This is a genomic window from Sulfuricurvum sp. RIFCSPLOWO2_12_FULL_43_24 (assembly GCF_001829605.1).
Lineage (GTDB): Bacteria > Campylobacterota > Campylobacteria > Campylobacterales > Sulfurimonadaceae > Sulfuricurvum.
In genome coordinates this window covers 22449-41889 of sequence record NZ_MIBT01000122.1, presented here as the reverse complement: position 1 = coordinate 41889, position 19441 = coordinate 22449, and the positions used below count along the sequence as shown (strand labels likewise).

15 protein-coding genes are annotated in these 19441 nt (G+C 43.4%); 5 read left to right on the top strand and 10 right to left on the bottom strand.

Annotated features, from left to right (window positions below; all coding sequences use genetic code 11):
- Nucleotides 1–835: DnaJ C-terminal domain-containing protein (locus A3G19_RS11465; protein ID WP_294872994.1), on the top strand; the 835-nt coding region annotated here is incomplete at its 5' end.
- 49 nt (nt 836–884) lie between these two features.
- The gene (locus A3G19_RS11460; RefSeq protein ID WP_294872992.1) at nt 885–2624 is read left to right on the top strand and encodes an HD domain-containing phosphohydrolase; all 1740 of its coding nucleotides are present in this window, start codon (nt 885–887) and stop codon (nt 2622–2624) included.
- A 15-nt stretch (nt 2625–2639) separates the two neighbouring features.
- On the opposite strand, the gene A3G19_RS11455 is transcribed toward A3G19_RS11460, so the two are convergent.
- From A3G19_RS11455 to A3G19_RS11425, 7 genes are all read right to left on the bottom strand, one after another.
- Nucleotides 2640–3740, bottom strand: coding sequence for a hypothetical protein (locus tag A3G19_RS11455; protein WP_294872990.1), 1101 nt, complete (start codon nt 3738–3740; stop codon nt 2640–2642).
- On the bottom strand, nt 3741–6851 hold the full coding sequence (gene ccsA / locus A3G19_RS11450) for a cytochrome c biogenesis protein CcsA (protein ID WP_294872988.1): 3111 nt from the start codon (nt 6849–6851) through the stop codon (nt 3741–3743).
- Nucleotides 6852–6924: 73 nt separating this feature from the next.
- Complete coding sequence (gene gdhA / locus A3G19_RS11445; RefSeq protein ID WP_294872985.1) at nt 6925–8277, bottom strand: NADP-specific glutamate dehydrogenase; 1353 nt, start codon at nt 8275–8277, stop codon at nt 6925–6927.
- 16 nt (nt 8278–8293) lie between these two features.
- Entirely contained in the window at nt 8294–11029 is a 2736-nt protein-coding gene (gene polA / locus A3G19_RS11440) for a DNA polymerase I (protein ID WP_294872984.1), read from the bottom strand.
- Between the two features lie 9 nt (nt 11030–11038).
- Nucleotides 11039–11857, bottom strand: a complete 819-nt coding sequence (locus tag A3G19_RS11435; protein WP_015653396.1) for an HDOD domain-containing protein — start codon at nt 11855–11857, stop codon at nt 11039–11041.
- 33 nt (nt 11858–11890) lie between these two features.
- Nucleotides 11891–14707, bottom strand: a complete 2817-nt coding sequence (gene uvrA, locus A3G19_RS11430; RefSeq protein ID WP_015653395.1) for an excinuclease ABC subunit UvrA — start codon at nt 14705–14707, stop codon at nt 11891–11893.
- Nucleotides 14708–14713: 6 nt separating this feature from the next.
- The gene (locus tag A3G19_RS11425; protein WP_015653394.1) at nt 14714–15451 is read right to left on the bottom strand and encodes a sulfite exporter TauE/SafE family protein; all 738 of its coding nucleotides are present in this window, start codon (nt 15449–15451) and stop codon (nt 14714–14716) included.
- Between the two features lie 223 nt (nt 15452–15674).
- Between A3G19_RS11425 and A3G19_RS11420 the strand changes: the two genes are divergently transcribed.
- The 3 genes from A3G19_RS11420 to A3G19_RS11410 are packed head-to-tail and all read left to right on the top strand — an operon-like array spanning nt 15675 to nt 17335.
- Nucleotides 15675–16097 carry a chemotaxis protein CheX gene (locus tag A3G19_RS11420; protein WP_015653393.1) on the top strand — a complete coding sequence of 141 codons (423 nt, stop codon included), beginning with the start codon at nt 15675–15677 and terminating at the stop codon, nt 16095–16097.
- A gap of 3 nt (nt 16098–16100) precedes the next feature.
- Nucleotides 16101–16445, top strand: a complete 345-nt coding sequence (fliN, locus tag A3G19_RS11415; RefSeq protein ID WP_015653392.1) for a flagellar motor switch protein FliN — start codon at nt 16101–16103, stop codon at nt 16443–16445.
- Entirely contained in the window at nt 16442–17335 is an 894-nt protein-coding gene (locus tag A3G19_RS11410; protein ID WP_015653391.1) for a hypothetical protein, read from the top strand. Before fliN ends, A3G19_RS11410 begins: the two co-directional genes overlap by 4 nt.
- A 15-nt stretch (nt 17336–17350) precedes the next feature.
- On the opposite strand, the gene A3G19_RS11405 is transcribed toward A3G19_RS11410, so the two are convergent.
- From A3G19_RS11405 to A3G19_RS11395, 3 genes are all read right to left on the bottom strand, one after another.
- Nucleotides 17351–17818, bottom strand: a complete 468-nt coding sequence (locus tag A3G19_RS11405) for a tetratricopeptide repeat protein (RefSeq protein WP_015653390.1) — start codon at nt 17816–17818, stop codon at nt 17351–17353.
- A 263-nt stretch (nt 17819–18081) separates the two neighbouring features.
- Nucleotides 18082–18498: a hypothetical protein gene (locus tag A3G19_RS11400; RefSeq protein WP_294872981.1), complete on the bottom strand. Its 417-nt coding sequence runs from the start codon at nt 18496–18498 to the stop codon at nt 18082–18084.
- A 132-nt stretch (nt 18499–18630) separates the two neighbouring features.
- Complete coding sequence (locus A3G19_RS11395) at nt 18631–19272, bottom strand: hypothetical protein (protein ID WP_294872979.1); 642 nt, start codon at nt 19270–19272, stop codon at nt 18631–18633.
- Nucleotides 19273–19441: the final 169 nt, after the last annotated feature.

The window sequence follows — 19441 nt, the reverse complement described above, 5'->3', positions numbered from 1 at the left end:
AGAGATGTTCAACGGCTTTGCAGGCGGCGGACGCAAACAATCTCGTGCGGCAGCGGATAAATTCCCTCTCGATATGGGTGTCGAGATGCGGGTCAGTTTTAAAGAGGCCGTTTTCGGATGTGAGAAAGAAGTAACCTTTAGCGCAAAAAGTTCATGCAAAACGTGTAAAGGGACCGGAGCTAAAGAGGGGAAAATAACTTCTTGCAGCCAATGCGGCGGCAAAGGGCAAGTCTACGTACGCCAAGGGTTTATGACGTTCTCTCAAACCTGTCCTGCTTGTCATGGTGAGGGGACGATGGCGAGTGAGAAATGCGGTGATTGTAAAGGCAAAAGCTACACGGAGACCAAAGAGAGCGTCACGATCAAAGTCCCTGCCGGAATCGATACCGGAAACCGTTTACGCGTATCGGGTCGCGGCAATATCGGTAAAAGCGGTGTGCGAGGGGATATGTACGTGACATTTGAAGTCGAAGAAGACAGTCACTTTATCCGTAACGGAAACGACATCTACCTCGAAGTTCCGGTATTTTTCACCCAAGCCGTTTTGGGCGAAGATATTACTATTCCCTCTTTAAACGGCGAAGTCACACTCGAACTCGAAACAGGGACCAAAGACGGCCAACAGTATCGATTCCGTGGTGAAGGGGTCGCCGATGTTCATGGACGCGGGAAAGGGGATTTGATCGCACAAATCCACCTCACCTACCCAAATCGGCTCAATTCCGAACAAGAAGAGCTTCTCCAAAAGCTTCAAGAGAGTTTCGGAATCGAATCCAAACCTCATGAATCCCTTTTCGAATCAACCTTCGAAAAAGTAAAAGGTTGGTTTAAATAAACAGCCGATATTATTAATATAACTAATACGTTTTTATGGAAAGGCGTTTATGAAAAAAGACAAAAAACAGCTTTTCAGAATCTTTGCAACAATTGGAGTAATATGGACGGTCTTTATTGCTCTGATACTTGTCTATTTAACCTACCAAAAATATGAGCAAGTCAAAGAGCTCGCTCTGCTCGAAGCAAAAACCAGTATTAATAAAGATATTGCATTTCGAAAATGGGTGGCAACACACGGCGGTGTTTATGTCCCTATTACTGCAGAGCTACTCCCGAACCCCTATCTAAAAGTCAAACATCGCGATCTCAATACCACAACGGGAGTCCAACTTACCCTCATTAATCCAGCCTATGCATTACGTCAAATGACGGAACAATACAGCTCACTTTACGGTATCAGAAGCCATTTATCAAGCGATAAAAACATCAATCCAAAAAATATTCCTGATTCATGGGAAAAAAAATCGCTCAAGACACTCCTTAAAACCAGACAAGAAGTCTATGAATTTCATACCGTTGGAAACCAAAAGTCTCTTAGCTACATGATCCCTTTCTTTATAAAATCTGAGTGTATGAAATGTCATGCCGATCAAGGATACAAGATTGGGGATATACGTGGTGCACTGACCATCACCCTCCCTATGAACCGTTATGATGACGTATTTCAAAAAGGGCTTATAACAACCGCCCTCATTTTAGTTTGGGTATGGATATTGGGCGTATTAAGCTTTCACTGGGGGTACAAATCCTCCGTATCACGAATTCAGGAAAAAATCGACTTATACGAACAAAATCTTTTTTCCCTTGTCTCCTTGATTGAACAACGCGATAACTATACGGCCGGACATGGACGGCGTGTCGGTGAATATTCACGTCTTGTTGCAGCTCAAATGGGACTTTCACAAGAGATACAAGAAGAACTCTACCGTGCCGGTGCGTTGCATGATATCGGTAAAGTATCTATTCCCGATTCAATTTTACTCAAACCCGGTCTCCTTGATCCGATTGAACGGACACTTATTGAAGAACATGTGGATGCCGGTTATGCCCTTTTAAAACGGGTTGATATCTTTGCCTCGATTGCTGAAATCGTTCGATACCATCATGAACGTCTCGATGGAAGTGGATATCCCCATAAAATATCCGGTGATGCGATCCCTCTGCTCTCTCAGATTATGGCGGTATCCGACTGTTTCGATGCTATGACGACCAACCGAATCTATAAAGGGCGAAAGACGCTGCAAGAAGCGTTAGAAGAATTGAGATCCGTCCGAGGAATTAAATTCCGTGCCGATGTGATCGATGCAGCACTCATAACACTCAGTACCATCTCTTTGGAAGTTGCCCATTCTCAACGCCCTACTACCCCTATGGAGATGGAACGTTTCTCCTATTTTTACAAAGATTCCCTCACGGGACTTTATACCTCTGCCTATCTCAATTTTCTCTTTTTTGAACCGGATTTTAGCCAATATCGACAGCTATGGTTCATCAATCTCGGGAATATCGGTCACTTTAATAAAATATACGGATGGGACAAAGGGGATGATTTGCTTAAACATTATGCGCAAATGCTTCAAGAATATTGCCCACAACTACCGATTATCCGCTTTCAAGGGGATGACTTTATTATCTTTCGAAAAGATGAAGAGATACCCAATATTGATGATTTCTATGCCCAATGGCTCAAAGAGGTAGGGATAACCGTCTCGGTATCCGTTATTATGTTAGATGAAAAAATGGTTAGCAATTTAGAAACCTTACAATCATCTCTGGCGAAACGATAAAAGAGAAAATTTCGTTTAGATGATCCACTCCGACTCTTCGTTTATTGGCGGTGCAGGTATCATTTGGACAAAAGTACGTACTTCTTTAATCAGTTGAAGTTGTTTAGAGTTCAGCCATTCACGCAACAAACTTCCATTATGCAGATCATATCCGATGGTAAAAGCCGTTTTCATCAGCGTTCCCGCTTCTAATGCGATGGTATAAAGCCAAACCGCGTGAACCGTTATTGTGATATTTGCAAAACTCAGCTCCGCATTCAGAGTTTTCCCCTTTGCTGAGGATAAAGCAATTAAAAGTGCCGCATCGTCCGTTTGAATCGATACCCCTTTTTCCGAAACATCATGTAAAGAAGAGGTATATCTTTTACCGTTAATGCTCAGCATCATTTTATCTTCCAAAGAGGCACCGTAACGTATAACCTGACGTATATGGAAACCATCTGCAACCATCTGAAGATTTTTTAACCACACTACCGATTGATTCAAATCGTATTTGCTCACTTCACCCGAAAGCATTTTTTCCCGATTGCTGCCAATGAGCCATAAAATACCGATCGCAGCTGCGGAAAGCTGTTTCTTTTCAACTCTGATCGCAATTTCCCCATTGTGAGCATGGACGATTGTACAATCTCCTTTGATCGGAATCCCCTTATACAATACTACCGATGGGAAATGGTTCTTTTCCCAATTCCCCAATGCTTTATTCAATAATTGATAAGAATCATCACTTAGTTTGGCATCAACGGTTATTTTATCTTGACGCAGTTCTCTCAAAGAACGTGTTTTATCGATAGTATTAATCGATTCATCGGTTACGCGGACGATCACAAAAACATCGGTATTATCAAAATGTTGTTGATCGATCTGTAATATCCGATCACGATAAAGAAAAAAGCCGTTGCAAGATAAAAAATCACAAAGAGATTCGTGTGAGGCGTTCTCAAGTCCGACCATATCCCCTATGATATGGATAACTTCATCACTCCCGAGATTCTGAAGAAGCAAAACCGTACGCAGATGATCATTTACAAAAAAGAGTTTATGTTCTTTAAAAAACATCACCCCAACGGGGAGATGTTTATACGCGTCAAAAAGTTCTTTTAACGCTTCGCTCATTTATCGTGTACTCCGTTTCGGATAAGCCATCGCAATAACGATAGCGATTACAGCATAGGTCCACGGTACAAAATCCGGTACCGGGACAGGGTCACCTTTTGCATACGAGTGCATACCGGCAAGATAATAGTTTACCCCGAAATAGGTCATTAACACCGCAGTAAATGCCAGTAATGATACCACACTAAAGATATAGTCACTGTAAGCGCCTTTAATCATGCGTAAGTGGATAACCACAGCATAAACCAAAATTGTTACGAGCGCCCACGTCTCTTTCGGGTCCCATCCCCAGTAACGTCCCCAGCTCTCATTCGCCCAGACTCCCCCGAGAAAGTTCCCAATGGTTAGAAGGACCAAACCGACGATAAGACTCATTTCATTGATGGCATTAAGCTCTTTAATCGCGAGGTTCAAACGATTCGAATTTTTTTCATTTTTCAGGATGAAAAGTATAAGGGTAATCATCCCCAGCAACGCTCCCAAACCGAGGAAACCGTAACTCGCCGTAATCATTGCAACGTGGATAGCCAGCCAATACGATTGAAGAACCGGAACGAGGTTTGTCACCTGAGGGTCCATCCAGTTGAGATGAGCAACAAAGAGGATAAGCCCTGTCATAATCGCCGTTGCCGCCATTGTCATCATAGAACGTTTAGAGAAAATGAATCCGGCGAGTACGCTCGCCCACCCGATATAAATCATCGACTCATAGCCGTTTGACCACGGAGCATGTCCTGAGATGTACCAGCGCATAACTAAACCTGCAGTGTGTGCCGCAAAGAAAAGAACCAACAGAGAAAAAGAGACTTTACTCAACCACTCTTCTCGGAAAGCCGGTTTGATAATTTTGATAAAAGACAAGATGAGCAATGTGAATCCGACTACGAAATACAGAGGCCATAATTGTTCGAAAACATTCGCTTTGTTGTAGAAAATCTCCACTTTTGACTTGGTATCGTTCGGATAGACACTTGCCCCGACAAATCGTTGAAATTTATCGATACGCGCTAATGCTTCATCCGCCTTCTTCCAATCACCGCTCTTCATCGCTTCATCAATCGAGCCGAAATATCCGATAGCCAAAAGACGGACCATTTCGGATTCTTTCGGACTCAAACCTTGTAAGGCCTCAATCGTTGCGTCCCATTTGTGATTTTTATCATTCGCTTTAGGCCACATACGTACCAATGAGCCGGTATACACCATATAGGCGACATTTACCCGTTCATCCACCTGCAACAATGCTTTATCGAACTTATCGCGTTTACCCGGTGCTTTACGGTTGGCTTCATCAACGAGCTGCGCAAGTTTGTATCCGCTGATCTCATCGGGAAATTCAAAAAACTGTGCAAATGCAGCCGTTTTAGCCCCTTCAGGGAGTCCAATCAGTTTATTAACCTCTTTGTCTCCTGTACGGATAATCGCAATCTCACGCCACGCATCGGGACGAAGCATCATCCCAAGAACCACTTGGTTGGAAGAGAGCCCCATAAACGTATCGTTTCGGTTTAGTTTTGCCAAGATTTCATGGCTTAGCGTATCCATCGGTTTCATACGTCCGCTGGAATCTTGAACGATCAAATGACCGAATTTATCGGCATGCGCTTTATCAAATCCTTTGGCAACTTTAATGACCGGATTTTCAGCTTCGGCAGCGATAGAGTTGGTTGTCCCCAATGTCATAACGATGATCGCCAAAGCTGCGGCTGCTTTTTTCGTATCCAAAGATTTGAGTTTTTCACCCAAAGCTGCAAATCGACCATTTTTTACGATTAATACGCCAAACATACCGATAGCAAGTAATAAATAGCCGATATAGGTAATCAGCGTCCCCGGATCACGATTAACGGAGAGAACGGTTCCGAGTTCATCCTGATCGAATGACGATTGGAAGAAACGGTACCCTTGGTAATCAAGAATATGGTTCATGTAGATACGAAAATCAAATTTTTCCTGATTGGCAGGATCGATCACACTCACTTCACTTGCGTACGATGCCGGAGACATTGATCCTGGATAACGTTCTAACTCAAAATCGCGCAATGCGACTGCAAATGGAATTTTACGTTCGATTGAGCCGTAGGCAACCTCAATGACCATATCATCCAAAGCTACCTTTTTGCCTTCTCCAATCTCTCCAACAGATCCAAGTACCACGATACTCTCTTTTTTATCTGCACGTGAAAGCGTTAAAGTAATAGCGTCCTCTCCCTGCACCATAGGCCCTTTCGCAGGCTTCGAGACCAACTGCATCGATGCTTTAGGGAGGAAATCACGGAAAACAAACCCGCTTTGGGCACTTTGGAACAAAGTACGTTTCAGTATTTCGTGTTTACCTGCATTCAAAGAAGCCGTCTGCTGCGTATCCATACTAAGCGTCGAAAGAGCAGCCGGAGTCGTCACATACGCCTTCTCCCCTTCAACACTTAACGCAATCACCGGTTTATCAAAGGTTTTGTTGGAGTCAAAATCGATTACGATATCGTTCGCTTCAACAAACTCACCTTTTTTAAGGGATACTTGCTGTGCCCCCTGTGCTCCGGTAACCATTAGATTAAAGAGTGGAGACCCTTTTGGATCTGCAACTGCTTCATAATGGGCATCACCCATGTAGCTCTCTAGTTTCACATGAATTTGTTCGCCATCAACGTCCAAAATTCGCTCAAAATGGTTGGAAGTACGTTTTGAAAGAAAAAGATTCTCTTTGAAATCAAAAGTTTTCTCACCTTTGACTACGTTAAACGTTACGTATGGCTCAGCACTGATGATCACATCGCTGCTCTCACCTTCACGAATATGCATCGCCCCCTCATATCCCATGTAACGGGTTACCGCCGCACCGACAAGGATAATCAAAAAAGCGGCATGAAAGGTAAATACGAGCCATTTACCACGACGTGCCATGTTGAAATTTATAATATTGAGCGTCAAATTGACTGCCAATAATGCAAGAAGAATCTCAAACCAACGTGCGTTATAAATATCAGCTTTGGCTGTCATAGAGCCATAATCATTTTCGACAAATGTAGCATAGCCGATTGCAACGGCAAAAACGAGCATAAGAGCTGCCATGGTTTTCATGGAGCTTAGAAATGAGAGAACTTTGTTCATGGGTAACCTATGTGAAAAATATTTGGTATTGTAGTGGGTGTTGGGTAAATATTTGTTAATTAAAAATTAATACTCAAACTCCCTCAAGCAACATAGCCTCTGCAATCCGTTTAAAGGCCGCAATATTCGCTCCGTCAACGAAGTTTCGTTCCACTCCGTACTCTTTTGCAGTCAATGAAACCCGTTTGTATATCTGACGCATCAATTCATCGAGTTTACGATCCACTTTATCAAAATCCCATTTCTCCATTGAGGCATTTTGGGACATCTCAAACTCGCTCACCGCTACCCCTCCGGCATTCGATGCTTTGCCCGGGGAAAACAACACACCTTCTTGCTGTAAGAGTGCGATGGCTTCGGGCTCCGTCGGCATATTCGCCCCTTCCACTACTGCAACGCATCCATTCTCTATTAATTTTTGTGCATCGGATACACTAAGTTCATTTTGAGTCGCGCACGGAAATGCCGCGAAACACGGATAATTCCAAACCGCATGTCCGTCTTTAGGGTAATCTGATTTTTTGGTATACACAGCATGAGGGATTTCTCGAACATACCCTTCCAATGAGAGCCGTTTCCCCTCATCTTTGAGATGTCGTAAGAGGGGCAAATCAATCCCGTTCGAATCATAGATCGTCCCATAACTATCACTGCATGTCACCACAATGGCACCCAACTGTTGAAGTTTTTCGATGGTATGAAGGGCAACATTCCCCGCACCGCTCACCGTACATATTTTCCCTTCCAATGACTCTTGCAACTCTTCTTTTAACATTTCCCGTGCAAAATAAACGACGCCGTATCCCGTCGCCTGCGGACGCATGAGTGATCCACCGAAAGCATACGGTTTGCCGCTGAGTACCCCGTCATAATTTCGGGTAATGTGTTTGTACTCTCCAAACAGGTATCCGATCTCACGGCTCCCTACTCCGATATCACCCGCCGGAACATCGACACGTGCACCGATATAAGGGTGAAGTTCACGCATAAAGGCATGGCAAAACTTCATAATCTCGAAATCGCTTTTACCTTTGGGATCGAAATCCGATCCCCCTTTGGCTCCGCCGATCGGAAGACCCGTCAAAGAGTTTTTAAAAATCTGCTCGAACGCCAAAAATTTTAAAACCCCTGTCGTGACACTGGGATGAAACCGCAATCCCCCTTTGTAGGGTCCGAGAGAATTGTTAAACTGGATACGGTAGCCGTTGTTGATATGAACTTGATTGTTATCATCGAGCCATTGAACTTTAAACTGGATAACACGATCAGGAGTTACCAAACGTTCCAAAATGGCGAACTGCTCATAGCGCGGATCGCTTTTAACGATTGGCTCCAGTGAAGTAAGGACTTCACTCACCGCTTGCAGAAATGTATCATCGCTCACACAATTGGATTTTTCGAGATTGGCTAAGATTTTTTCGACCACGTTACTCTCCTGATTGTTATTTCAACTCACCCCAGTGATTCCCGATATGCATCGAGGTTTTCAGCGGGACACGCAGTTCTAAAATGCTTTCCATCACCTCGACAAAACGGCGTGCATATTCCTCTGCCATATCCTCATCCACCTCAAAAATCAGTTCATCGTGGATTTGTAATAGCATTCGGGCGCGAAGAGCCTCGGTGCGGATCATCGTATCGATTTTGTTCATCGAGAGTTTGATGAGATCGGATGCAGAGCCTTGGAAGACCGTATTGACCGATTCGCGCTCATACGCCGCTTTGAGCATCGGAGTGGCAGAAGCGAAATCAAAATAACGTCGTCTATGCAGCAATGTTTCAACATAACCCATCTCCTTAGCCTGCTCGACGATGCCGCTGAAATATCCCTTGACACTCGGAAACGTCTCGAAATAGCGCTCGATGATCTCTTTTGCCTCTTTCGTCGTAATCCCCAGTGTATCGGAGAGCTTTTTCTGTCCCATCCCGTACAATAGACCGAAATTGACTGTTTTAGCGATGTTACGTTTACTCGCGGCTTCGGTTTCACCGAAAAGGGCTATCGCCGTTTGCATATGGATATCGTGCCCCTCATTAAAGGCGTTGACCAACACAGTGTCTTCGCTAAAATGGGCCAAAAGACGCAATTCAATCTGCGAATAGTCGATTCCGATCAGTTTTTTCCCCTTAGGGGCAATAAATGCTTCTCGGATACGCATTCCCAGTGCCGTTTTGACGGGGATGTTTTGGAGGTTTGGATTTTTAGAACTGAGCCGTCCCGTAGCCGTACCGCTCTGAACAAACGAGGTATAAATACGGGAAGCGGGATCATTTTGCGCTAACGCAATCAACGGTTCGATATACGTAGAAAAGAGCTTATGATACTCACGGTATTGAAGCAACATCGCTATGACCGGATGTTCATTTTTCAATCCTTCCAAAACCTGCTCATCCGTACTGTATCCCGTTTTGGTTTTTTTGCCGTGCGGCAATCCAAGCGTTTCAAATAGGATAACTCCCAGCTGTTTCGGAGAATTGAGATTAAAGACCGTGCCGCACGCACTGTGGATTTGCTCGGTAAGCGTTGCAATCTCTAAGGCTACCTCTTTTTTAAAGAGTTCCAATACTGCCGTATCGACGGCAATCCCCTCTCTCTCCATACCCAGTAACGTGATGGTAAACGGAAACTCAACATTAAATGCTTCATCGAGTGCTTCCTGACCCCCTTTAAGCAATAGTTGCTCACGGAGTACGTCGTAGAGACGATAGGTGATATAGGCATCTTCTCCGGCGTATTTACACGCATCCTCGATCGCTACGGAGGCGAAGTTTTCCCCTTTTTTGACTGTGTCTTTAAAATGGATCATCTCATGATTCAAAAGATTCTGAGAAAGATTATCCATAGAGAGTGAGCGTGCCGAATCGGTAAGCCACGCCAACACCATCGTGTCAGCATAAATAGAGAGACGATCCACCTCTAAAAATCGGGTAACGAAATGGAGATCAAATTTGATATTATGCCCTATGACTTTATGGGTAAAAATTTCTTTGATCGCTTTTTTGGCAGAATCGGCAGTAACCTGATTCCCAACACCAAGATAGCTGTGATTCATAGGGACGTAATACCCCGTTTTACCATCCAGACTAAAACTAAACCCGACTAAATGGTCTTTAATAGGATCGAGTCCGGTGGTTTCGGTATCAAATGCCACAAGGGTATCTTCAGAGATCGAAGCAATGATACTCATTAAATCGGCATCATGATCAATCAATACACTGCATCCATCAATACTCTCACATTGTGTCGGTATAGGGGTTTTAACCTCATTTACAACCAACGAAGGTGAAGAAGATGATTGCGACTCTTCAAACAGTGCTTTCGCTTTAAGAGTACGAAGTACCGCATTCATCTCATAATGGACCAAATCATCGTAAATCGGTAAAAACGGATTATCAAAGTGCATCGAAAACTCAGAAAAATCGAGAGTCTCAAACACATCATCTTTAAGGCGAACCAACTCACGAGAGCGGAACGCATCATCCCTATAGGTTTCCAATAGCCCTTTGATCCGAGGCGGTGTCACCTCGTCCAGCCTCGCATACATCTCATCCAATGTCCCAAACTGTTCAAGAAGCTTTTGCGCCGTTACTTTTCCAATCCCTTTAACCCCGGGGACGTTGTCGGCAGTATCTCCAATCAGGGATTGATAATCAATAAACTGACGCGGATGAACCCCGTATTTTTCATCGCAATGGCGTTCATTCATCACTTTTTTGCTGATCGCATCGACCAATACAACCCGATCGTCATCGATCAGCTGATAGAGGTCTTTATCGTGGGAAACAACGCGTACCAAGAATCCGTGTTGTCGCGCTGCTCTCACAACCGAAGCAATCATATCATCCGCTTCATAGCCGCTCATGGAAAGCGATTTATACCCCATTTTATCGATCCAATCAATCGCGATAGGAAGTTGCATGACCAACTCTTCGGGTGCCGGAGAGCGGTTGGCTTTATAATTGGGGTCAATTTCGGCACGGAAGCTCGGCCCTTTTGCATCGAGGGCAAATATCAGATAATCACTGCTGTGATCTTTGTGCAAAGAGGCGATAAAGTTGATAAATCCGGTCAAAAGACCGGTAGGAAAACCGTGTTTATTTTTGAGCGGAGGAAGAGCATAAAAACTGCGGAAAAAAAATCCAAACGTATCGATAATGGTAACGACTTGCTGCGCCATTAATCGACTTTAGTTCACGTGCAATTTATCAAGAATCGAGTCAATCGCCGCTTGAAGTTTTGTCACATCATATCCTGCTGCTTCTGCCTTTTTAAGTCCAAAAGCTACTCCGTGTTCTCCGAACGGATCATTGATCGGAATGATGGTTTTCACAATATGAAGAGCCGTAGAAAACTCTTTGATCTCTTCAGGAGCATTTTCAGGATTATCGGAGTATTCAATCATCTCAACGAACTCTTTATCGAAATTCCAGTGGGTAAAGATCGCTGCTGTTACCGTTGCCGTCGTCTCTTGGATGTATGAGCGCTCAACAGAGGCGATGTCGATAGCCGAATCGATATCAGCCTTAAAATTTGTTGCCAAATCTTCTTGAATGACATCGCTGGCAATAATAATTTTTCCGGTCTCTTGTAAAAATGACGCAAGAAAAAGCTTATCCGCTTTTGCACGGTCGATTTTAGTATACCAGTTGTGCATCAAGGCCGCCTGCATCGATGAAATCTCAGCAAAATGGTCTGAAGTGATTCCATACGGTTCCATATCAACATTCAACAGTTTTCGTACCGAATTGCCAAGTCCGATTGAACGGGTCATACTCATCCCGAACAATGCGACCGCTTGACCGACATTGTTGATCTCTCGACGAAAGCTGTAAAGGGGTGAATTTGCCGCTTTGAGTAAGTTTGCAACGATCATCGGATCGGTCTCAACGGTTTTCACCAAATCATGAATCGATGAATTGGGATCGTTGCATACCCGCTGCATATCAATAACGGTTTTAGGAAGCGGAGGCAAAGATTTAATACTGTTTATAATCGAGCTTTTCATTAACATAATCCTCTACAAAAGCAATTGTGGTTATTATAGCCTATTTAGCTCAAGAGCCAAATATTTTCCGGTAAAACTTCCGGTTTTTTCCCAATCTCGAGCAACACATTCTGGATCACCCTGTGCGACGAGCAATCCGCCTCCGCTTCCCCCTTCGGGTCCCATATCGATGATATAGTCGGCATTTTTAATCATATCGAGATTATGTTCGATAACGAGTACCGAGTTCCCCAATTCCACGAAATTATGGAGGACCTTCGTGAGGCGGTTGACATCATCGAAATGCAATCCTGTCGTCGGCTCATCGAGGATATAAAGAGTATTCCCCGTATCGCGGCGGCTCAACTCTTTGGCCAGTTTGATCCGTTGTGCTTCCCCGCCGGAGAGGGTAACCGCATTTTGTCCTAGAGTAATATAGTCCAATCCCACATCGCTCAACGTTTGCAAAATTGCTTTGATCTTCGGGATCGGAGCAAAAAATTCCAACGCTTCCCCAACACTCATGTTGAGAACATCCGAAATCGTTTTCCCTTTGTACTCCACTTGAAGCGTTTGGAGGTTATAGCGGCTGCCGTGACATGAATCACATTTGACCATAATGTCAGGTAAAAAGTGCATCTCGATCTTGATCTCCCCTTCCCCCTGACACTTCTCACATCGCCCGCCCTTGACATTGAAACTAAAGCGTGACGCCGTATATCCACGAATCTGTGCCTCTTTGGTTTTAGCAAAAAGGTTACGAATCTCATCCATCACCCCGGTATAGGTGGCCGGATTGGAACGCGGTGTACGCCCGATAGGACTTTGATCGAGATAAATCACTTTATCGAGTTTCTCCAACCCCTCCACTTCGACCCCTGCAACGCGGTTGATTTTTCGGGCATGGTTGAGAATCTCACGAGTAACCGGAAGAAGCGTTTGTAAAATCAGCGAACTTTTCCCGCTCCCACTCACTCCCGTAACACAAACAAAATTATGCAGAGGAATTTTGACGCTTAAATCGGTAATATTATTAAGGGTGACATTGTTAATCGACATCCACTCTTTTTGCTCTCTACGGTAAAAATACTCGATCTTTTTCCGACCGGAAAGATACTGTGCGGTGAGGGTATCGCTTTTTTTCATCTCTTCGAGGGTTCCGGCAAAAACGACATTACCGCCGAATTTCCCCGCACCCGGTCCGATGTCCACGATATAGTCAGCATTCTCAATCGTCTCTTTGTCGTGTTCAACGACAATAACCGTATTCCCTTTCTCCTGCAAAGATCGAAGAGTACGGATCAGTTTTAGGGTATCACGCTCATGCAACCCGATACTCGGCTCATCGAGGACATACATCACCCCCGTCAAACCGCTCCCGATCTGTGAAGCGATACGGATACGCTGTGCTTCACCCCCACTGATGGTACGAGCATCACGGCTGAGGGAAAGGTACCCCAACCCCACATCATAGAGGAAGAAAAGACGTTCACGAATTTCATTCAAAATTGAAGAGGCAATCATCGAACTTTGATCGCTCAGATTTTCAAAGGTCTGAGGATCGGCAAACCATGCGTACGAATCTTTAAGCGGCATAGAGATCACGTCACCGATCCCTTTATCGGCAACGCGTACCGCCAATGATTCCCGCTTGAGCCGGTGAGAGTTACAAATATTACACGGTTTTTCAGACATATAATCGGCGAGATCTTTTTCATCTTTGAAAATATCATAGGCAATTCGGACGATCCCCGGCCACGTGCGTTTAATAGGGTGATCTTGCCATTTAAATTCTACTTCATCGACACTGCCGTGGAGAATCGCTTTCTTTTGATACTCTTCAAGGGTGTAAAACGGTGCGGTGATACTGATCCCCGATGCGGTACAAAACGCTTTTAGGAAGGTAAAGTAATACCCCTTGTTAAACCCGTATACGATTTTGATCGCCCCTTTCTCGATGGGAAGTTCAGAGTCGATGATTTTGTCATAATCGAGGGCATATCGGATTCCCAGACCATCACACTCGCTGCAGGCCCCTTTGGGAGAGTTAAACGAAAACGAGAGGGGTTCGAGCGGATCAAAACTCACTTTACAGTCAAAACAGGCACTATGCTCACTGTAGTGAATTAGTTTTTCGCTCATCCCTACTTCATCATGGTTTTGGATTTCGATCTCTACCTCGCCATAGGACTCTTTGAGCGCTTTTTCGACGTCTTGAGCCACACGATCATGGTTGTCATCTTTGATGATCAGACGGTCAATCACCACTTTAAGAGTATGCTTTTTGGTTTTTGAGAGTTCGATCTCCTCATCAAGGCGTACCATGACCCCATCCACCATCGCACGAACGTATCCCTTGTGCCGAAGCGATTCAAGAATATCGGCGAAGGAACCTTTTTTCTCCCGAACGAGCGGTGCCAAAATAACGATTTTTGCCCCATCAGGGAGTTTCAATACCTGATCGATAATATCCTGAGCCGACATTTTAGAGATTTTTTTACCGCAGAGATGACAGTGCTGAATTCCAATACGGGCATACAAAAGGCGGAGATAGTCATAGATTTCGGTGATCGTCCCTACCGTTGAGCGGGGATTTTTGGAGGTGGTTTTCTGATCGATTGCGATGGCTGGGGTGAGCCCTTCGATTTTATCCACATCCGGTTTGCCGACACGATCCAAAAACTGCCGTGCGTACGAAGAGAGTGATTCGATGTAACGACGTTGCCCTTCAGCATAAAGGGTATCAAACGCTAACGTCGATTTTCCGCTTCCGCTGATTCCGGTACATACGATCAGTTTATTTTTTGGAATTTCCAATGAAATGTTTTTGAGATTGTGTTCTCGTGCACCAATAATTTTTATTTTATCCATAACTATTTACCCCGCGATCAGTTTGTATGCCGTAATGGCAAAAATAAATACGTAAAAAACGATCAATATCTGTTTGTATTGGCTTATTTTAACAAGATTTAAAAGCCAAATCCCTATCATTATTCCCACCAGAGAGCTGAGCGCCATGATCAATCCGGCATGCACATTAATCATCCCCAGCCAGAGCAAGGTTCCAAAAGCCGAAGCAGAGGTGAACATGACAAAGAAAAGCCCCACTGCCGATGCTTTTTTCAGAGGAAAGCCCATAAAACTCACCAATATCGGAGTCATAAGGATAGATCCCCCTACTCCTAACATCCCGGAAAACACCCCTATTCCACTTCCAATGACCGTGTAAAGAGGTCGATTTATCACTTCAGATCGTGTCGGGACGGGATTGGAGAACGCTAAGCGCCCCAAAGTAAACGCCACGATAGTTAAAAAAAACCATTCTAAAATCGTCGCATCCAGTACTTTGACCAAGAAGCCTCCAACCATTGCTCCGAGTATACCGCCGTATCCGAAATATTTGATATCATTTACGACATAAGTCTGCTTTTTATGGTGAATCCAAGCCGCCATTAACGACCCTGCCACCATCTGCATCACCGATATACCGATCGCTTCTTTGATACCGAAACCCAAATAAAGTAAAATGGGGACACTGACCGTACCACCGCCGATTCCGAAAAATCCCGAGAGTGTGCCGACCCCAATCCCTAAAAGAGCTAATTCTATCGTCATATTTTTCTTTCAGTAACATTTTTATCGCGCGATTATACTCCCTTCGTCCTTCAATAAAACCCCTTCTAGATAACCTGATTTTACGCTATAATCAATTCTCATACTGTTGTTAGACACTTTCTGGGCAAAGCTCATAAAGTGGCAGGGACAAATGTCCCTACAACCCCCTAAAGCTTCCCGCATCTTTCGGATGCGGGAGAAATTAACGAGAATGAGGATAACGATGTTACCGATCATTGTTCATGCAGCTGAGAATTTTTGCCTCCACCAATTACGCCTCCCCTTTGAACGAATCACCGACTTTCCTCAAAAGAGAACACTTCTTGCTTATATCGATGTTGAATCACATGATAAAAGTTTACATCGGGTCTATATCGGATGCGATGACACTCTGATCCAATTCATTGCGGAAACATTTCTGGGTGAAGATGAGAGCGATGAACAGACACTTATTGATATGCTTTTGGAGACAACCAATATGATCGTCGGAAGTGCAAAAGTACTGGCTGAAGAGTCGTATGAAACGACCATGAGTATTATGACCCCTTTTTTCGTCTCAAATGGTGATACTGAAGGTGATCTGGATGGAATACAACACCTTAGCGTCGAGAACGGCGCAATGACAATTGCATTGAAAAGGCTTTAAACTATGGATGAGACTGTAGCAACCTCGGGAGGTTCACTTCCCAATCACCCCTTTGATGCCGCCAAAGAGCTTTCATGGATGGATTATGAAGGATTGCTGGATATGGAGGTTGAGTTTGTCGCCGATTTAGGACAGACAACCCTCTCGCTCGGAGATATTCTAAAACTGGAAAAAGGGTCTGTCATCGATTTGGGCAAACCGGCCGGTGAGAGCGTAGAATCGTATGTTAATCGCCGTATCATTGGTAAAGGTGAAGTTATGGTGTATGAAAAAAACTTAGCAATCCGTATCAATGAGGTACTCGATTCGAGTGCCGTACTTTATTACCTTTCAAAAGAGAGACTATGAGATATTTACTTCCCCTTCTCCTTCTGCCGGCACTGTTATGGGGTGCCAAAGTTCTAAGCTACAATGTTTATGATCGTAACGATCGCGTCGATGTCATGCTGACATTCGATACCCCCTATGAAGGGGTACTTCGACAAAATCGTCAGGGTGATACCGTTATAGTCAAACTTGAAGAGGCATTTATTGAAGCCCCGAAACTTAAGGATGTTAATTCTAAATATTTGGGAAAACTCTCCATTGCACCGCAAGGAGATAACATTGAAATTACGGCACAAGTCAGTAATGACGTTACCATGCAAGCCTCAAAGACATCCGATTCGTACGGTTTGAGACTCCGTTTTATGCATCCGGTAGTCTCCGATATCCCAGAGGTGATTCCTCCGGTCGACGAAACTGCGGTTGAAGGGCTTCCGACCAAAAGTGACAGCGAATTCGAACAGAGCTATTATGTCGTCATCGCTATTTTGCTGATCGGAATCGGTATTTTGTTCTGGCTCAAACAAAATATTGCCAAACGGGCTGAAACTATCCACAGTGAGCCAAAAACACCGTGGCTTTTTAATAAATTCTCTTCCGAAGCGAAATCTTCTCCTGCAGCACCGATTAAAACCTCCACGGATATGGGCGGTGTTCATATCCGGTTCCAAAAAACCCTTGATCCTGCCCATACCGTAGCAATGCTTGATTACGGAACCATGAGCTATTTGGTACTCTTAGGAAACAACACACTTTTACTTGACAAGTTCCAAGACAACATCCCGATTACTCAAAACGAATTTGAAAGTCTTTTACAGTCTAAACATCGTGAGCTTGACGGATACTTTCAACTTGCACCTGCACAAGATGAAGCTTTTGATTCTTATAAGGAAAAAGCCTCAGGGGTGTATTAATACCCCTTTCCCCTTTTATTTCACATTTCCTAAATCATAACGGGTGTAAACATCATACGCTTCTTCACCGCCGGTACTCGATAAGACTTCACGGATCAATACTGCCGCTTCTTTACGACTCCCTCCGGCAAACCCTTTTGCGTAAATCTCCGCCAGCGTGATCTTAGCTGCCGGTTCACCCTGCGCTACCGCCATTTTGAGATAATAGGCTGCTTTGTCAAAATCTTCAGGAACTCCCATCGCATTGGCATACGCAAATCCGGCACTCACCTGAGCGGGTAAAATCCCCGCTTCAGCCGCTTTGGAATAATACGCTGTTGATTGGGTAAAATTCCGCACTACCCCTTGACCGTTGTAATAGAGAGTCCCCAAAGCATAAAAACAACGAGGATCATCCTCACTTTGGATAAACCAATCTTTGGCTTCCTCAAATCGCTTTGCACTGTAGGCATTCATTCCGGCATTGTAAAAATCTATTTCCAAAATCATCTCCTTTTTGTGCGATTGTAGCCAAAGAGACTAATGGCAGACTATAACAAACGATTTAGTCAAAAACTAAAAAATCTTAATCAGCACTCGCACATTGCTCATTGTCATTCAGTTTATCTGTTTTTTTGTAACGTTTTGTTACTATTATGCTATAATTTTATCGATACCAAAAGGAAGACGCGGTGAATCTCTCGGCCGTACCGCCTTTAATTAGGAACGGGTCTTAGAAGGGGATGAGAGTCCTTCGCCTTTTGGCTTCACAAACTTCCGAAAATCAAAACAGCTTTTTTCTTTTCCACTTTTCTTTTCAACCGTTTCAAATCCAAATCACTTGTTTTTCTAAATGACGTTAAAAAAATCGTTTCTCCCGATACCGTTGCTTTGAGAGCAAAATAGTATTTATCCTCTTTGATATGGACGACACCCACCGTTTTTTCACCATCTTGGACAACAACGTGATGATTCATTATGATGTATGAAAGTTTCTTATAGTCATTAATATCCAAATCTCTATGATGATTTAGATTTTTGATCAAACTGACTTCACTGATCACAACATAGGAAACTTTCGCATTGATTATATCAATAATGATTTGATCGATCATACCGATAATGGAATGACCGTCATCATCTTTTGGTAAAGTGTGAAAATAATAGATGATTTCACTATTCATTGAGACACTATTTTATTGTACATTGTCATTCAACCTATTCCTATTTCCTATTTCTCTCTCGCTCCCACTCAGGAGAGTGGAAGTGTACAGTGTCAGTCTGCATTCCCACTTGAAAAGTGGGAACGAGAGATTTTAATTCAGATTGTTCCCGTTTTTCTTCAACGTATCTAATAATTTTTGAGTATCAACCACATATGACATTTCTTTTAAAGACCCTAAACCAAATTGTATATTTTGACTTTTACAACTAGACTCTAAAACAATTCTATGTTCACTTTGATGTTGATAACTACTTAGTTTCTTAAAAATCCCCATTTCACCGTTATATGTTGTTTCATCAGCATAAGTAACCAAATCCATATAAATATTATCTTCTTCAGCAATAGCATTTTTAAGTAAACTGTAAAATTTATCGAAGTCTTTAAATATAAATGCAGAATCCCCGAGATCTAAACATCTTCTATCAATACAATTAACACCATTCTCAAAATGCTGTTCTCGTAAAGCATATGTGCAGTATATAAAAGGATTATAAGCATTTGATTCTAATATTTTGATACCTCCGATCGGTTCAATATCTCTTCCATTGATGCTCATTTTAGTTTGTTCAGCTTGAAAAAGATGAGAAATACCTTCGTTTTTATCGCCTATTTCAGGATGCTCAATTTTTGGGTAGTTATAAAGCCTCTGCATAAATACAGTTCCATTTTCATACAAGTCCTGAATATATCTTTTTGCACCAAATTTTATAATAGAAATAACTTCATTTTCCATGCTATTCATCTCCCCTCCACAATCCCAATTTCACCCTCCTTCGATCCATACAACGCACACATCATTACACACGATGTGATGGAGTTTAAAATAGAAGATTTAAAAATTGACAAATTTTGTGCCTCACTGTTAAAGTGAGGATATTATAGCGAAAGGAGGAAGTTAAAAG

Excerpts from the sequence above, each read along its gene's own strand:
- A3G19_RS11425 (WP_015653394.1), bottom strand. The coding sequence starts at position 15,451 with ATGACGATAGAATTAGCTCTTTTAGGGATTGGGGTCGGCACACTCTCG.
- polA (WP_294872984.1), bottom strand. The coding sequence starts at position 11,029 with ATGGCGCAGCAAGTCGTTACCATTATCGATACGTTTGGATTTTTTTTC.
- uvrA (WP_015653395.1), bottom strand. The coding sequence starts at position 14,707 with ATGGATAAAATAAAAATTATTGGTGCACGAGAACACAATCTCAAAAAC.
- fliN (WP_015653392.1), top strand. The coding sequence starts at position 16,101 with ATGGATGAGACTGTAGCAACCTCGGGAGGTTCACTTCCCAATCACCCC.
- ccsA (WP_294872988.1), bottom strand. The coding sequence starts at position 6,851 with ATGAACAAAGTTCTCTCATTTCTAAGCTCCATGAAAACCATGGCAGCT.
- A3G19_RS11420 (WP_015653393.1), top strand. The coding sequence starts at position 15,675 with ATGTTACCGATCATTGTTCATGCAGCTGAGAATTTTTGCCTCCACCAA.
- A3G19_RS11410 (WP_015653391.1), top strand. The coding sequence starts at position 16,442 with ATGAGATATTTACTTCCCCTTCTCCTTCTGCCGGCACTGTTATGGGGT.
- A3G19_RS11435 (WP_015653396.1), bottom strand. The coding sequence starts at position 11,857 with ATGAAAAGCTCGATTATAAACAGTATTAAATCTTTGCCTCCGCTTCCT.
- A3G19_RS11460 (WP_294872992.1), top strand. The coding sequence starts at position 885 with ATGAAAAAAGACAAAAAACAGCTTTTCAGAATCTTTGCAACAATTGGA.
- A3G19_RS11395 (WP_294872979.1), bottom strand. The coding sequence starts at position 19,272 with ATGGAAAATGAAGTTATTTCTATTATAAAATTTGGTGCAAAAAGATAT.
- A3G19_RS11455 (WP_294872990.1), bottom strand. The coding sequence starts at position 3,740 with ATGAGCGAAGCGTTAAAAGAACTTTTTGACGCGTATAAACATCTCCCC.
- A3G19_RS11400 (WP_294872981.1), bottom strand. The coding sequence starts at position 18,498 with ATGAATAGTGAAATCATCTATTATTTTCACACTTTACCAAAAGATGAT.